General features: G+C 40.2%; 14 protein-coding genes and 1 pseudogene. 7 read left to right on the plus strand and 8 right to left on the minus strand.

Going from position 1 to position 16,348, the window contains the following annotated elements; all coding sequences use genetic code 11:
- The first annotated feature begins 18 nt into the window (after positions 1-18).
- Both DES35_RS09500 and DES35_RS09505 read left to right on the plus strand, forming a co-directional pair.
- Positions 19-2,241: a caspase family protein gene (locus tag DES35_RS09500; RefSeq protein ID WP_125039471.1), complete on the plus strand. Its 2,223-nt coding sequence runs from the start codon at positions 19-21 to the stop codon at positions 2,239-2,241.
- The gene (locus DES35_RS09505; protein ID WP_051889327.1) at positions 2,228-3,004 is read left to right on the plus strand and encodes a patatin-like phospholipase family protein; all 777 of its coding nucleotides are present in this window, start codon (positions 2,228-2,230) and stop codon (positions 3,002-3,004) included. The genes DES35_RS09500 and DES35_RS09505 overlap by 14 nt, the downstream gene beginning before the upstream one ends.
- Positions 3,005-3,049: 45 nt before the next feature.
- Here DES35_RS09505 and DES35_RS09510 read toward each other — a convergent pair whose 3' ends face one another.
- From DES35_RS09510 to DES35_RS09520, 3 genes are read right to left on the minus strand one after another with little or no spacing between them, the layout of a single operon-like run.
- Entirely contained in the window at positions 3,050-3,739 is a 690-nt protein-coding gene (locus tag DES35_RS09510) for a cell division ATP-binding protein FtsE (protein ID WP_114366439.1), read from the minus strand.
- Between the two features lie 4 nt (positions 3,740-3,743).
- A complete protein-coding gene (locus tag DES35_RS09515; protein ID WP_114366440.1) occupies positions 3,744-5,471 on the minus strand; it encodes a TonB-dependent receptor in 1,728 nt (575 codons plus the stop codon).
- Between the two features lie 11 nt (positions 5,472-5,482).
- Complete coding sequence (locus DES35_RS09520; RefSeq protein WP_114366441.1) at positions 5,483-8,494, minus strand: tetratricopeptide repeat protein; 3,012 nt, start codon at positions 8,492-8,494, stop codon at positions 5,483-5,485.
- 222 nt (positions 8,495-8,716) lie between these two features.
- Here DES35_RS09520 and DES35_RS09525 point away from each other — a divergent pair, with 222 nt between their 5' ends.
- From DES35_RS09525 to DES35_RS09545, 4 genes and pseudogenes are all read left to right on the plus strand, one after another.
- Complete coding sequence (locus DES35_RS09525; protein ID WP_037359080.1) at positions 8,717-9,046, plus strand: ArsR/SmtB family transcription factor; 330 nt, start codon at positions 8,717-8,719, stop codon at positions 9,044-9,046.
- Positions 9,047-9,250: 204 nt separating this feature from the next.
- The gene (locus DES35_RS09535) at positions 9,251-9,493 is read left to right on the plus strand and encodes a hypothetical protein (RefSeq protein WP_147269346.1); all 243 of its coding nucleotides are present in this window, start codon (positions 9,251-9,253) and stop codon (positions 9,491-9,493) included.
- Positions 9,494-9,545: 52 nt separating this feature from the next.
- A pseudogene (gene arsB / locus DES35_RS09540) lies at positions 9,546-10,560 on the plus strand (ACR3 family arsenite efflux transporter).
- 17 nt (positions 10,561-10,577) lie between these two features.
- Positions 10,578-10,994, plus strand: a complete 417-nt coding sequence (locus tag DES35_RS09545; RefSeq protein ID WP_037359214.1) for an arsenate reductase ArsC — start codon at positions 10,578-10,580, stop codon at positions 10,992-10,994.
- A gap of 589 nt (positions 10,995-11,583) precedes the next feature.
- Here the strand turns inward: DES35_RS09545 and DES35_RS09560 are convergent.
- A complete protein-coding gene (locus DES35_RS09560) occupies positions 11,584-12,045 on the minus strand; it encodes a hypothetical protein (protein ID WP_114366443.1) in 462 nt (153 codons plus the stop codon).
- A gap of 68 nt (positions 12,046-12,113) precedes the next feature.
- Here DES35_RS09560 and DES35_RS09565 point away from each other — a divergent pair.
- Positions 12,114-13,267, plus strand: a protein-coding gene (locus DES35_RS09565; RefSeq protein WP_114366444.1) for an IS3 family transposase whose coding sequence is annotated in 2 segments (ribosomal slippage) — positions 12,114-12,398 and positions 12,401-13,267 — 1,152 coding nt in all. Because the reading frame shifts where the segments join, the coding sequence is not laid out codon by codon here.
- Here DES35_RS09565 and DES35_RS09570 read toward each other — a convergent pair.
- Genes DES35_RS09570 through DES35_RS09585 form a run of 4 tightly spaced genes read right to left on the minus strand, consistent with a single transcriptional unit; the run spans position 13,234 to position 16,347 of the window.
- Entirely contained in the window at positions 13,234-13,725 is a 492-nt protein-coding gene (locus DES35_RS09570) for an AAA family ATPase (RefSeq protein ID WP_114366445.1), read from the minus strand. The genes DES35_RS09565 and DES35_RS09570 overlap by 34 nt on opposite strands.
- 21 nt (positions 13,726-13,746) lie before the next feature.
- Positions 13,747-14,532: a TdeIII family type II restriction endonuclease gene (locus tag DES35_RS09575; protein WP_114366446.1), complete on the minus strand. Its 786-nt coding sequence runs from the start codon at positions 14,530-14,532 to the stop codon at positions 13,747-13,749.
- A 4-nt stretch (positions 14,533-14,536) separates the two neighbouring features.
- Positions 14,537-16,126: a DNA methyltransferase gene (locus tag DES35_RS09580; protein ID WP_114366466.1), complete on the minus strand. Its 1,590-nt coding sequence runs from the start codon at positions 16,124-16,126 to the stop codon at positions 14,537-14,539.
- Positions 16,127-16,134: 8 nt separating this feature from the next.
- The gene (locus DES35_RS09585) at positions 16,135-16,347 is read right to left on the minus strand and encodes a helix-turn-helix domain-containing protein (RefSeq protein ID WP_114366447.1); all 213 of its coding nucleotides are present in this window, start codon (positions 16,345-16,347) and stop codon (positions 16,135-16,137) included.
- Position 16,348 lies beyond the last annotated feature (1 nt).

Here is a 16,348-nt window from a genome sequence, read left to right on the forward strand (position 1 = left end):
AGCTTGCTTAAGCCACTTATGAGTAATCTCAAAAGAGTAGGACAGCCCATTTTCAGGTATTTGATGCTGCCGATCATCTGTTTACCTTTTGCCGGTTGTCAGGTTACTGAGACAGTTCTGAGTAGTCAGCGCGAGCTTTCTACTGTAGAAATCACGGATACGCTAGGATATCTTGAGCCAAATCTTGTATTGGCTACTTCAGATGGAGATGTGGTCTTCGAGGGATATCTGAAGAAGCCCTTTCGATATCGTCATCAGGAGCATGTACGCAAGGTTTCTAAAGTCAAAGGAAATTCGAGGTACAAGCTTGGCGCAATGCTGCTAGGTGCTGCGGGTATTACAGCCGGATTGTCGAGTATTAGCCGTAACTCTGATAATCCCGGTAATTTTCCCTATTATCTTCTAGGAAGCTCTGCTGCTTTGTTTGGAGTTGGTCTTGCAGGTATGTATGTAGATACATCTTATTACTATCGCCTCTCGGATTCGTATAGCTTTGACACCATCACCCAAACAGCAGCAGGTCTATCTGTATCCTTGTCTTTGAACGACTCAGAGACCTTTTCTGCTCAATTCGACACTACAGGCCATTTGAAGATAAATGTCTTCAGGGCGTTTAAACAATTTCCAAAGTATAAAGTCCATTCACATGACACTCTAACCTTTTTTTATGAAGACCGCAGGATATCCAAAAGCATAGCCTTGTTTACAAAGATGGTTTTTATGAGTAATGCAGAAATACATCTGTACTCCCAGCCTTTTTCTCAGGATCTTCCAATGTTTTCAGTGGAAGAAGGGATATTTATCCATGCCTCCGAGCTACAAGACGAGCAATGGATAGAGGTATCCCTGGCTGGTCGGTCTTTTTTTGTGGAGCGAAAAAACCTTATATCAGTGTACACCAACGTTCGCAACTACTCGGAAAACCTACCTGATATAAATCAGCTGTTGAATACATTTTTAAAAAACAGTGCTCAACGCTTTTTGACGAAATCAACGGCTGAGACCGATGAGCAATATCGAAACAGATTGCAGAGATTTGAGGCCCAAAAACTGACCTGGTTCAATCAAGGCCTGGAAGTGTACAGCCTTTGGCTTCGCGACAGACTTTCCCTAAAAAAAATTAACCTACTGGAATATGATGCTAATTTTCAATTATATCTACTGGAAATAGACGGTCTGGGCACATTTCCTGTGCGCGTTAACAGAGCGAACCTCAATGTATTTCAAGAAAACAGCTCGAAAATCACGCTTACCAACATTAAGCTTCAATATAAGGGTGAAGCAATTGAAATTGATGAAATAACCCTCTTTGATCCCATCACACAGTCCTATTATTCCTATGAAGAACGCATGAGAAGGACATCGAGAAACTCCCGGATTTGGGATAAAACAGGATTTAAAAATTTTGGATTGAAAAAAGAAATTGTCCAGGAATTTTTTGCCAAATCGCTACAGGATTTTAAAAATACAGAAGATGAATACATTCTACCGGTGGGCGAAAGGGTTTACAAAACTTCCGTTGCAGTGGTAATGGAAAATTCGGAATACAAACATTATCCAAATCCTTCTGCCACCATCAGTGCCATTCCTCTATTTAAGCAAATGACTTTGCAATCAATGGGTATTTTACCGGAATTTACCATTGCAGAACAAAATGCAACTATGGCCGATATGTTTCGAATTTTCGGACAGTCGGGAATCTCTGAGAGTGCAATTCCAAAAGCAAAAGGTAGCGATTCTGCATTGCTTTTTGTTTATTTCAGGGGCAACTTCTTCTTTAGCGATAAAAAGGAAAAGATGTACCTTTTACCAATTGATGCTCATCCGGATTTTGTAGATTTGACTGCCATTGATATAAAAAACGTAATTGAGACCTCAAGAAAAAAGGGATATGGAAAAATTGTCTTTTTACTCGATGGTACTTTTTATGGTACAATGCCAGATACATCCAGATTTTCAGTCTCAAAAAGTAAAGATGTAGCGATTCTTGTGTCTTCGGCACCTGGCCAACAATCATATGTTCACCCCCGTACACTTACCAGTGTGTTTCTTCACAGATTTTTAAAGGAACTTTCTGCCAGTCAGGGTGTGATTACTGTGGGCGACATATTCCAGCAAATGTGTTGCGGAATGCGAAGTTTGCCATCAGTGGTCAGGGAGTTTCATCAGCAAGAACAGTTACCAATTTTGTTCGGAAACTCCCAGATAGAAATTTTTAAACCCTTATATGAACAACAGTAAAAAAAGAATTGGAATTTCATTTAGTGGAGGTGGAGCCAGAGGGATAGCTCATGTCGGGGTTTTGCAATACTTACTGGAACTGGGGCTTACTCCTACAGCTGTATCCGGTACCAGTGCAGGCGCCATCGCGGGGGCATTGTTTGCAGCAGGTTTATCTCCATTGGAAATTCTGGAGCGGGTTAAAGTAAATTCGGTTTTTAAGGTGTTCACTATCAAAAACCTGAAATTTGGGCTATCGGATCACAGTTATCTCAGGCAAATTCTTGTTGAAAGTCTGCCGGCAGACGATTTTGGCGCATTAAAAGTCCCTTTTTATGCCTGTGCAACCAATCTTACCCTTGGTAAATGGGAAATATTGTCAGAAGGGAGCGTGGTAGATGCAGTCGTAGCTTCATCGTCCATTCCTGTAGTCTTTCATCCTGTTAAAATCAAGGATTATCTCTATGTAGATGGCGGTTTGCTCAATAATCTTCCTATAGAACCACTAAAACAACACAATTTGAAAATCATTGGAATCAATATCAACATTCATGGTCCGCAGGATGGTATTGATGGCATTTTTTCCATTACCAAGCGAATTTTTGACTTGGCACTTTGGGCCAATACAGAGTCTAGATTCAGAAAGTGCGATTTGGGGATAGATATTCAAGAAACTTACGAGTTTGGAATTTTTGAATTTGACAAGTATCAGGAATTGTTTGAAGTAGGTTACAATGCCGCCAAAAGGCATCACGAACAGATTGTGCAGTTGATAGAGGAGTAATATCGGATGAAGGAAGCATACTACGGATATGTATAAGACAGATTACTAAAGGTTTGGCTTAAGTACATTGGTGAGTTTTCCATTTTTGCATCTCAAGGTTGGTGCTGGAAATTTCAATATGATGTTGTAGTCGTGGGTAGCCATCAGCACCGAACGGTCTGATTGAGTCAGGTAGCGGATTAGTCGGATGATGTCCTCTCCGGTATCTGGATCGAGGTTGCCGGTAGGTTCGTCGGCTATGATGAGCTTAGGGTCGTTTAGCAGGGCACGGGCTACAGACACGCGTTGCTGTTCGCCTCCTGAGAGCTGGTGCGGCATTTTTTTAGCTTTACCTTCCATTCCTACAGAGGAAAGAACATTCTGAATGCGTTCGTTTATGTGTTTTTTTTCTTTCCATCCGGTGGCTTTAAGTACGAAGAGAAGATTGTCGTATACATTTCGGTCGGGAAGGAGTTGAAAATCCTGAAATATGATACCCAGCTGTCTGCGGAGGTATGGAATTTTATGTCGTTTTATAGTATGAAGGTCAAAGCCTGCAACGTACCCTTTTCCAGCAAGTAAAGGAAGGTCTGCATAGAGCGTTTTCAACAGTGTGCTTTTTCCGCTTCCAGTTTCGCCTATCATGTAAATGAATTCACCAGGATAGATGCTAAGGTGAATGTCAGAAAGTACAGGCTCATTGGCATGGCCTACAGAAGCTTCTTCAAGCAGTACGATGGGTTTTTTGTTTTCCATGGCATCAAAGTTTGTAGACCACACCTGCCAAGGCCAGAAACTGCTGCGCGTGATAGCCAAGGTAGTGTTCGTAGTGGTTGAAAAACATATTGTTGATGCTAAGGAAAAAGCTCATTTGTTTGCTGTAATGATAGTTAAAGTGCAGATTGGCATCGGTGTATGGCTTGAGGATAGCATTGATTTCAGTGTTCAATGCCTGGTCGAAGGCGACCCGCTCTCCAATAAAGAATACGTCCATTCCGATGTCAAAGGCATCCCCATTGGAGTATTTTAACTTGATTTCATTTCTCCAGCGTGGTAAGTGCCATGCTTGCTGGCGTTTCATTTCATAATGGTTAAAATTCACAATCCCTTCGGCATCTATGCTTTTTGTGAGTTTTACGGATAGCTTGGCTTGCAAGGGCACTTGTGTACCATCGAGGTAAAGAACTTCAACTCCTTTTATTGCATCCGGAGTTTTATAGAAGAAAGGATTTCTGTAAAAAATTGGTAAATTTTTCCAGTCAATATACCCGGCATTCAGATGAAAACTTGCACCGGGAAAGATAAGACCTGACATTCCGATTTGTCCGTGTATTTTCTGGGTATAATCGAGCTCGATACCAGGAGTGATAAATAACCAGGAACGACTCAGAGATTGGAGGGTGTTGAGCTGAAAATCGTATTTGAGGAACCCATCAAATTCGAGAACATCAGCTATTAGAGGCACTTTAAAACGAGCCTCCGGAAAGATGAAAAAGTAAACTTCGTCAGGTTCTTTTTCGTATCCGGGAATAGTGATTAGGTTGTTGCGCTGATAGTTGCTCAGCACCATGTTTAAACCGAGGTCAAAGGTCAGATTGTTATTTGAGAAATTCATAAATGGCCTGATCCTGAAGGTATTGGCCTGAAAGGCCAAGGCATTTGCATCGATTGTATTGTAGTGCTGCATGTGTTCGTATGCGAGCTGGACTTTCAGGTTTCGGTTGTCGTTTCGTGCAAGTTCAAAATCAATTGGAAGGGAAGCGTGAAATTCGGCAATGTTATACCGGTCTCTCAGAAAATCAAATCTAAATCCCAGATTTGACATGGCAAAGGTCCTGACCGGGGTCAGGCGCATTGCATCCACTCGTGTAGTGGATATGAGATAGCTCTGTACAGCAGGATTTCCAATTGTAAATGTGTCCAGTGGGGGAAGGCCATAATCTGGCAGGCCGTAATATTTTACCCGATCGTAGGTAAGATGAGATGTGGCTCCAAGGCTGTAATTGGAAAAAAAGTGGCGATAGTATACCAAACCTCTGGTGGTTGAAAGGCCGTTGTTGTCAAATAGAATTTTTCGCACCCCGGTGCGGGTTGAGTAGTGATTGAAGCTGGCGCCAAATGCATTGTTTCGGGAGCGGTCGCTATCGTACCGAAATTCGAGTAGTGGGGTAGTGTAAAGTCCAGCACCTGCCCTGAGGAATGTACGCGGGATAGGTTCGACCGCTGTTTTTGTAATTTTTGCGGGTCTTAAAGGCTCCGGTGTATAATCGGTGGGCAAAATGATGGGCTTAATTTCAAATTTAACCGGAATGCGGCTCCTGGTAGTGTCTTCGGTGCGGGGCAGGTCGTTGAGTTTCTGAGCATCTTCAATATTGGCTTTGTAAGAGCCAATGACTTCGAGTTTGATCTGCCCCAGGCTTTCTCCCTGGCTCCACAGTGCATACTGAGTCAAAAGAGCTGATGCTGTCAATAGGGTGCGAAATTTCATTTTCCTGGTGTTTATTTTTTCTGGATAAAGGATTTAATCTCGTTTTTCAGGGAAAGGGCTTCTTCTACCAGCTGGCTTGATGAATTGGACTTAATCACAAAATCAAGCGAAAAGTCGGCCTGGAAATAGTCTTTTTCGCCAATGAAGCATCTGGCCAATAGAATCAATGCTTTGTCCCTTAGTTGGATATTTTCGGGGAAAGCTTCTACAAGGTCGTAAATGAGCTTTTTAGCCTCTGAAAATTTCTGATTCTGATAGTGATAAAGGGCTAGATGGTACATACTTTCGGCACGGTAGACACCGCTGCCTGATTTGGATAGCATCTCCAGGTCTGCAAGGGCGAGTTCTGTCTGTTGCAAGTTGTAAAGTGAAATGGCCCTGTAGTAGGTGGCTTCTTGACTTAGGGCCTGATCAATTTCTCTGCGTTGGAGCACACGTTCTGCCAAATCACGGCATTGAGCCCAGTCGCCCAGCTGATAGGTGATACGCATCAGCTGATTTTCTGCCTGAATTTTATTGTTCTCTCGTACCGAGGGCCATTCATAGAGTTGTGTGTAATGGCGTTTGGCTTTAGCCCAGTCTTTCAGTTCGTAGTAATAAGTTGCGATTCTAAGGTTGGCTATTTCGTAGAAGGCATGTGATGGACGTTGGGCAATTTTTTCGTAAATGGTCACGGCTTCGGCCCTTTTGGACAGTCGCCAATAGCTATCGGCCATATAATTTTCAGCCCTTTGCACAAAAATGCCTTCAGGAAATCTCTGAAGATATTCTTCAAAAGCACGAGTTGCTTCGTTCCACTTTTGAAGACCATAGAGCTCATAAGCCGAATTATACAGAGAGGAGTCGAGTTGACCTCTGGAGATGTTGCCGAGCTTGTTGCGATCTACCCAATCCACATACTCACCCATTCGGTTTGTCTCTGCGTAGATAATTCGAGCAAACGCGATGGCCTCAGCTGCCTCCGGCGATTCTGGATATCTGGCCACCAGGTTTTTCAGTACTGCAAGGGCATCGTCAAATTTTCTGGCATTTTTCAGTGCTAGTGCTTTGCTCATTTGAGCTCGTCTTACCTGAGGGTGTGAAGGATGATTTCTGACAAAGTCATCGTACGCCTGAACAGCTTCGGTGTATTTGTCCATCATCATCCAGGTATTGCCCAGTTCCATTCGGGCTGCTGCGCGGGTGTTGTCTGTAGCTCCTGATTCGATTAACTTGCGTAGAACACTGATTTTTTCCTCGTTTTTGTTCAGCAAACCAAGAGCCAGTGAACGCTGAAACCGAGTGTAATCGGCATCGGCACCTGCAGCCTCAGCACGAGCGTAAAAATCCTGGGCCAGGTCAAATTGGTTGATCATCATGTAGGCATCGGCAGTGCGCAATAGTGCATCTCGTCTGCGAGCAGCTGTGATATTTTTTTCAGATAAAAATTTTCTAAATTCGGTGGCTGCCTGCGAAAACTGTTGCTTCTTCAAGTAACAATAGGCCTTATTGTAATAATGATTGGGAAATTCCTGAAGAAGAGAGGCCTGCGGTGTCGCTGCAAACTTACTAAAGGCGTTCAGCGCTGCATCATATTCCAGAAGTTGATAGTAAGTCTCTCCCATCCAATAGTATGCAAGAGCGGTAATTCGCGGATTGATTTGGTGATTTAGACTGTTTTTGAAGTGACCGATTGCCTGGGCATACTGGCGGGAAGTGTAACTGCGAACTCCCAGAAAATACTGAACACGCTGATAAGCCTCCTGCATTTCAGGGCTGTCGAGTCCCACTCTTTCGATAGCTGCTGCAGCACGCGCATAGTCGCTGCTGTTGGCATAAAGACTTGCCAGCAGTCTGTTGATTTCTTTGGTATGTCGGCTGTTGGGAAATTTTTTTAAAAACTCTTCTGCCGATTCGATGGGATTTTGAAACGGTGAGGTTTCTGAATAATTGATTTTTACAAAATTGTAAAAAGCATCTTCTTGAATTTCCTTGTTGATGCCGATCATAGAGGCTGCCTTGAAGGCTCCGGCTGCTTCCCGGGTCATGTTGAGCTTCAGATAGCAATCGCCAAGCATATAATAGGCATTCTGAGCAATTTCTTCCCGGGCATTGGTTATTTTATTGAAAAATTGTACAGCTTCCTGATACTTTTTGAGTTGATAATAGGTGTATCCAATTTCATAATAATCTGTTTGTGATGGTTTCCCCCCTTTTTCCAGAAAGATAGTGTAGTAAATCAAAGCGTTTTTATAGTCTTGCCGGCGGTAGTATGCATCGGCTATCAGTTTTGCTATTTCCGAAGCTCTGGCAGGTTCGTCGCCTTCCAATATTTCCTTACCTACTTCGATCAGTTTTACATAATCACCTTTTTTGTAATAAATATGTGCCAGATAATATGGCACAATCCCTCCAAAATTTTTGTCCGATCTCAGTTTTTCAAAGTTGACCAGGGCAATGTCATAACGTTCGTTCAGGTAGCATATGTAGGAGTAGTAGTATAGTGCCGGAGCAGCATATTGGGTTTTTCCGTCTTTAATGGCCATAAACTGCTTTTCGGCTTCTTCAAATTCGTCCTGTGAAAACAGACAATAACCGTATTGAAATTGAATTTTTGCCTTCTCAGTAGTATTCATTAATGTCCAATCCGCCTGTCTGTAGTATTTGATTGCTCTTTTAAACTGGCGGTTTTTAAAGAGGAAATCAGCCATATACAGCTTTGCTTCATTGGCTTTGGCACTTGTTTCATGCTCAGCTATAAACTTCTCAAGCAAATACTCACCGTCCGGATGAAGCATTTGCACAGCTGCCACAGCTCTGTAGTATTCAGCATTGAGTCGCTGGTCGGCCGTCAGATGAGCATTGTCTGCCAGCAGTCTGGTGAATACATCTCTGGCTGCTCCATACATTTCCTGCTGAATGTAGAAGATTCCGGTCTGAAATTCAGCTTCTGGCGAACGTTGAATTTCTGTGAGTTGGCCGTGTAGAAGCGCGGGAAGAACCACCAACAGTCCCAACGCAGTCTTTCTGATATTTCGTGTCACACCTGGAATTGATTTTTGGGGTAAAAGTAGTCAAATGCTATTTTCTCAAAACGGGTCAACAGGTACTTTTCTGCATCCAATAACTATTTGTGCGCTATGGATATTGTAACTAGGATTAAGGCGATTTGATCAGGTGACCGGCCAGCTCTGTGGAATACATCCTTGTAATTTAATCTATAGAAATATATGAATATTGTAATATTGCGATGAAATAAATGTAATATGGGTATTTCAAAAACAGACTGTTTTACAGATCGACAGAATGCGTTGGCTCAGCAGTTCAAAGCACTTTCTCATCCGGCAAGAATTGCGATCGTAGAGCACATACTCAGGGTCAATTCCTGTATTTGCTCTGATTTAGTGGAGGAAATACCATTAGCTCAGTCTACGGTTTCCCTGCACCTTAGAGAATTGAAAAATGCAGGTATCATCAAGGGAAGTATTGAAGGCAATTCTCTTTGTTATTGTCTCAATGAAGCTGTGCTCAATGAATTGAGGGAATATATTTCTGATATTTTGAATAAAATCTCAGGAAAAACGGAATGTTGTTAGTCAATCACAGAATGAGAAACACAGCCGTATGGAAACCATTGTTGTGGCCAATGGATGAAATCAATTTCAAATTCCAAGCAGAAATGGCCATGCCCGAAAATTTACGTGACACTCGCAAAGGTCTGTTTAGCTGGCATTGTTTAGATTGGCTTGTAATCCATTGGTTACAACCCGTACCAATTATCCTATCGAAGTAAGCCAGTGGTGAGAGCTATTGTATCTCTTCTCTGCAATTTTCGAAAACTCATTGATTTGCTTAATGGCCCTATGAAGCATTTATATCGAAATAACGTGGTGGAAGATCTGGCTGAAGCCGATGGTAGATACTGGAATAGCATGGTGAATGGCATGTTTCAGTTCAAATCAAATCGGGGCAACTTGCTCGATATCGGATTCTGTGTTGTGCTGGTCCTGATGCAGAAGTCAAAAATTCTGAACAACTTTTAAAAAAATAGAAAAGTGCTCGTTGAAGGTTCATTTGTTTTTAATCTGTGTACATATGGGAAAATTTGAAAAATATCTGACGTTTTGGGTTCTGCTCTGTATAGTGGCAGGTATTTTTATAGGCTATATAGGAGGCGAAAAGATAGAAGTAATCAGCAACTGGAATATTGCTACGGTAAATATTCCTGTAGCGATTTTGGTCTGGTTGATGATTTATCCGATGATGGTCCAGATTGACTTTTCGTCGCTTGTCAATCAATGTGTCAAAAAACTGGAAAGGACTCGGACTTACCGTTTTTATCAACTGGTTGGTGAAGCCGTTTACCATGGCATTTTTTGCCTGGATTTTTTTCGAAAGAATTTTTGCTGCTTACATTCAGCCAGAGATGGCCAAAGAATACATCGCTGGAGCCATCCTGCTGGGTGCAGCTCCATGTACAGCTATGGTATTTGTATGGTCGTACCTGACCAATGGGGACGCAAATTACACGCTGGTTCAGGTGTCGATTAATGACCTGATTTTACTGATTGCCTTCATACCAATAGTAAGGTTCCTGTTAGGTATTACTGCCGTATATATTCCGTATGATGTGTTGGTCACATCGGTGGTCATCTTTGTAGTGATTCCTCTCGGGGCGGGATATTTAAGCCACAGGTACCTCATTCGGCATAAAGGGCTCGAATGGTTTACATCACAGTTTTTACCGGCGCTGAAACCTGTTTCAGTTATTGCGTTGCTTACAACCCTGGTATTATTGTTTGCTTTTCAGGGATTTAAAATTGTAGAAAGACCATTTGATATTCTTTTAATTGCAATACCGCTGACCATTCAGACTTATTTTATTTTTTTCATTACCTGGGGCATAGGCAGATATTTAAGACTGAGGCACGCGGTATGTGCTCCGGCTGCTTTGATTGGCGCAAGCAACTTTTTTGAATTGGCAGTTGCTGTGGCCATATCCCTCTTTGGGCTGGAATCGGGAGCTTCTCTTGCCACAGTAGTAGGGGTGCTTATTGAAGTGCCTGTAATGCTTTCGCTGGTGGCTGTAGCAAACCGTTGGAAATATTAATTAAAGATTATTACCTTATGAAAAAGAAAATTTTAGTACTCTGTACAGGAAACAGTTGTCGAAGCCAGATAGCGGAAGGCTATCTTAGACATTTTGCCGGCGATAAGGCAGAGGTCTACAGTGCGGGAGTGGAAACTCATGGAGTCAATCCACGCACCATCAAAACTATGGCCGATGATGGCATTGACATCTCCCATCACACTTCCAATTATGTAGATGAATATTCGTCGGTGGATTTTGATTTTATCATCACTGTTTGCGATAGTGCCCGTGAGAGATGTCCATATTTCCCATCCAATGCTAAAATTTTTCATCAAAGCTTCCCTGATCCGGCCAAAACAATCGGGACTGAGGAAGAAATATCCAATGCCTTTAGAAATGTAAGAGAGCAGATTAAGGAGTACTGCAGAAGTTGGGTAAATGAAAATCTGTAAAAAACAAAAAGTCCAAAAGATGTAGTATTGTCAGTACATCAAAGAGTTGTGAGCAAAGCCATTAGAAAATTTCCAGGCATTGGAAAAGCTGACATTCAGAGATACTTTTCAAAGGCCGTAGTGAGTAGTCAAGCTTTGTCATTTTCAATCCGGGGGATGACCAATAAATTCCATCTTTGGAGAGGCTTATTCATCGCTTATGAGAATATTTCGACCTACAACTCCCGTTTTTTCTGTATTGTATTGAACAAAACAGGTATTTTTTAGCAATTTAACATCGATGAAAGCCTTTAGCTAGATATTGGAATTGGTACAGCAAACCGATATCTATGAACAAAGTTACCTGAGCAGAGTAAATGAAACGAAGATCTGGCGCGAAAAACAGGTAGAGTCTGGCGGTGTCTGTTCGAAAAAATTCGAACCGATTTCGCCCAAAACCGATAAAACTCGCGGGGCGGGCGGTATTCCCCCCAGACCTCCCTTCCGCCCGCCCCGCGGAAGGCGACCTTTTCGGATTGGACGATTTCAAGTTTTTCTAATCCGCAAAGGGCGGATTACTCGGCTTCGCCGAGCTTGGCGGCAAATTCTTTTATAAATTTATATTAGAAATATCATTTTTGTAAAGTTTTCTAATAATATCCTCTAAAGGATGAGAGGTATTATTTTGTACATAATAGTCTGCAATCTGGATTGCGTATTCTGCTTTCCCAGTACCAAACAATTCTTTAAATGCTTTGCTTATCTTATTTGGATATTTACTCTTTATTTTCTGTATATCTGATATATTTCTTCCAGTAATATTTGCGATATCTTGGTCAGGAAATAAATCTTCGATTTCTCCTTTTGTATTAACTAGAATATTTTTTGATTTTAAATCATTTATCAGTTTTTTTGATTTTAAATCATTTATCAGTTGGGGTATATCTTTGTTTTGATAATTAACCCCGATCTCTCTACATAACTCCTTAAGTTTATTCTGTTTTGATGGATCTAAAAGAAAATCTTTATCAACAATTGCACAATTATACTGACCCCCATGAGGAGTGGACACGGTGAAGTTGTAGAGGTTAGACTCTCTGCATAAGCAGAGAGATATAACCTTAAGAGGAGGTAAGAGATATGAAGCAAAGGAAATGGACAGCAGAGGAGAAATTAGCAATAGTCCTTGAGGGGTTAAAGGAGAAGAGGTCTGTGACTGAGATATGCAGGGAGCACAAGATCAGCCAGACCCTGTATTACAGGTGGAGGGATAAGTTTCTTGAGTCAGGCAAGAAAGGGCTTATGAATGGTTCATCTAATGACAACCACTACAAGGCAGAGATAGAGAGGCTACAGAGGATAATAGGTAAGCAGGCAATACAGATAGAGATATTTAAAAAAACAGAGGAGCTATTGGGAACAAGATAGAGGCGGTAGAGATGCTAAAGGGATCAGGATACACGACAAAGGCAGCCTGTGAGGCACTGGGCATATCAAGGAGCAGTTATTACTCAGTCAGGAAGGTAAGGGTTAGTGAATGGTCAGGGGGCTGTAAAGAAGATGAGCTTCTGGAAAGGATAAAGGAGATAAAGGCAGAACATCCATTCTGGGGATACAGGAGAGTAACAGCATGGCTTAAGCATAGAGAAGGCCTAAAAGTCAATCACAAGAGGGTTCATAAAGTGATGAAGGGACATGGGTTACTTGCCACGCAGACAGTTCATAAGGCAAAGAGGGTGTCTCAGAGGGGCAAACCAAGGGCAGAGAGGCCGAGGCAATACTGGGGGATAGACATGACGAAGTTCATGATACCAACCATAGGGTGGGTCTATCTTGTAATAGTGCTTGACTGGTATACAAAGAAGATAGTGGGATGGAATCTCTCATTAAGGAGCAGGGCGGTTGAATGGAAAGAGGCATTAGAGGCTGCAATAAACGAGGAATTTTCAGATGGGGTAAGGGGCAAGGGGCTTAAGCTAATAAGTGACAATGGATCACAGCCTACAGCCACATCCTTTATGAGGGATATGGCAGTGTTGGGCATAGAGCAGATATTCACCTCATATGACAATCCTAAGGGTAATGCGGATACTGAGAGGGTAATGAGGACGATAAAGGAAGAGGTAATCTGGCTTAATGAATTTGGGAGTTTGGAGCAAGCAAGGCAGAGGCTTAAGAGATGGATAGAGGTTGAGTATAACAGGCTGTATGTTCATTCAGTCCTTGGATATAAGAGTCCAGAGGAGTTTGAGGCAGAATATTATGCTAAAGAGGCACTAAAGGAGGCAGCATGACCTCTACAACTTTTAGGCATAAAAAATGTCTTGACAAATGGGGTGCAGTACAATTCCTCTGCTTGTTTTTCGTCTTCATCTAGTGGAATATGTTCATAATTTTTTTGCAACAAAAAAGTTATATCTGCTTCACCACTGGATATTTTTGATTTTAAAGCACCTTTTTGTTTCTTTGTTAAGTTAGGAAGTGTAAACAAAATATTTTTATCATCCTCTGTTATGTCAGAAATAACAACTTTTATTTCGATTGGCAAATTTATATCAAAGTAATCATCTTCCTCAAATTTTATGTAAGCAGGATTTTTAGCTCCTAAAACCAGATTTAATGCACTAAAGATATTGCTCTTACCCGCATTGTTTTTCCCAACTAAAGCACAATGAACCGTGGGGAATTTTATTATCTGTCCTGCTGGATCAAAACTTCGATAATTTTTTATTGTTAATTCTGTAATTCTCATTATTAAAAATTAATAAATTTCTTAACTTTCTCTCAAACTTTTCATCTTCTCATCAATTTCATCATATAATTCTAATCCCGCCTCTTCAAATACATTTAACAAATCTTCATATGTTCTTTCTCCACCGAGCAAATCCCAAAATTCTTCACCAACTAATACTTCCTGTTCTAGATCAAATAAACCTTGCAATGTCCACCTCTCATATGACTCCGGTTCGTAAGGATTATAAGGAATGGCAACAATAGTCTTTATATTCACATCTTGATTTTCGCTACCACGCATAGCAATCCAATCTAATAATTGTTTTTTTATGCCTGTAAATTCGTTTATATTAGGCTTTGCTGTTTTAATCTCAAAATAATATTCAATTCCTTCTTGAGTCTCCACAAACAAATCAACCCGTTTTTTTAACTTCCTTCCTAAATCACCTTTAGTAGCTACACTCAAAACTTCTCGGGTTTCTTTTTCCTTGTTAGGTTTTCTTTTTGCTGCCCTCAAATCTCTCATTATCTGATCGATTTTCAGGACAGCTTGACTACTTATGTATCCTTCCAGTTTTCTATACTGATCTATCGCTTGTTTTGCTTTAGATTTAGCTATAATTCTTCCCACATGCTCAAAGATTGATTGCCCCAACATTGTATTAACGGAGTGAATAAAAGAAAATAAAGCCATTCTATCTTTACCTAATAATCTATAATGGAACGGCATCGAATTAGTTTCTGGATTGTAGCTTGCGAGTTTCTGTCTGATCTTTGTAATCAGATATTGTTTTATTTCGTTGTGTTGTTCTTTTGTTAGTGCCATAAACTTACCTTTTATTTTTTAAATGGAAAATTATCTCTGAATATGGACTTTTATCTCGTTCAGTTCGATTTAAAACTGGTCTCTTAAACCTGTTTACAATTTCGAGGCCAGATTTTTCTGCTATAAGCGGATAAAGATTATATTTATCATTTGCAACTAAAAATATATCAAAATCATCAGCTAAAAACAGCTTACAATTTTTCAGAACTTTCGAAATACCCTCAACATAAGATTTTCTTGCTTCCTCTCCCTGTCCTTTATACAGGGGACCAATTTCTAAGTCATCTTTTCTCTCAAAACCAAAAAGTTCATAAGCATAAGCGTGTTGTTCATGATAATCAATTTGCCCAACATAAGGTGGTGAAGTAAAAATTCCCCTAATTTTCTTTTTCTTAAAAATTTCGTAAAGTATTTTGTCTCTTTTCTTTATTTCTTGCTCAATATCAACTGTCCTTGAATCGGCAGGAATTACTACCCATCGAGCATTAGTTTTAATTTTTTCGAATTCTTCTAGCCTCTTTAGGGTATCGTTAGCATACCTTGAGAACCAATATTTAATTGAAAATAGCGGTTTGCATATTTTTTTATGTTTCCAGCAGTAATAAGTAGTTAATTGTGGTTCTTTTAATGTGGCTAAATCTGAATGTGTTGTGGCTCGGCAAGATCGAATAGTTCTACTTAGAATAACGGCTAAGATCTTTTTATTTCTTACATCCCCAACCTGTTTAATTAAATTAAAAGCAAAATCAATTTCTTTTCTTACGTTATCTATATACCATTTATCTAAGAAGCTTTTATGAGAATCTTGCCTTAATTTTATATTATACTTCTGGATCAATTCTTCATATTTTTTTAAGAAAATTTGTTCCTTCTCTAAACCATATTTTTCTTCATCAATAATACCTCTATTAACTTTATATTTATAATCCGGACTAGGGAAAAATTTACTATTAAATAGATAAAGTTCTTGAACAAGCTCTTTTTCAAAGGCTGTAATGTTTTTATTAGTCCTGAATGATAAAATTGCTTTCTCTATTTTTCTTATATCTTCTTTCAAAGATTTTAAATCATAATTCAATAATTTAACTTCTGTAATCATGCAATTGAACCGAGAAATGTCGATCCCTATGGAATGCATTTTCAACTCGTTAGCCTGCACAAGAGTAGTACCAGATCCGGAAAAAGGATCTAAAACAATATCTCCCTCTTTGAAATAAACTTGAGTTTTAAAATCGTCAGTATGACTGTCAAGAAAATATTCAACAAGTTGCGGAATAAATTTTCCTTTGTAGGGATGTAATCGATGAACATGTTTTGTTCTTTCCTTTTCACGCACATGCTCAAATGACAGTGCCCAATTTAAATCATCTCCTAATTTCTTTCTCCAACTAAGCTCTCTTCTTCCGTGATATGACTCGTAATATCTCTTTAAATCATTGATATCAACCTGTGTTACACCATTTCCATTATATTTTCTTACTTTGCCGTACTGAATTAAGTAGGAAATATTTGACTCAGTTATAGTTCTATTTAAGAATTTACTAGCCCATTCACTAGCCTCTTTAATCGTTAATAGTTGCTTTGTTTTTGTCATAGTTGTACTCATTTTATTAAATCATCCAATGTTGTATTCAACGCCTTTGCGATCTTTGCCACTACATATACAGAAGGCTTCTTAATAACACCCGTCTCAATCTTGGTTAAAGTTGTATAAGGCACATCAGCTTTACGGGCGAGCTCGTCTTGAGACAAACCAAGATTAGTTCTTAACTTTTTGATTTTCTTTCCTAATTTATTCCCTTGATTATTCTCCATA

Origin of the sequence: Schleiferia thermophila, from assembly GCF_003337435.1 — a bacterium.
Classification (GTDB): Bacteria; Bacteroidota; Bacteroidia; order Flavobacteriales; family Schleiferiaceae; genus Schleiferia; species Schleiferia thermophila.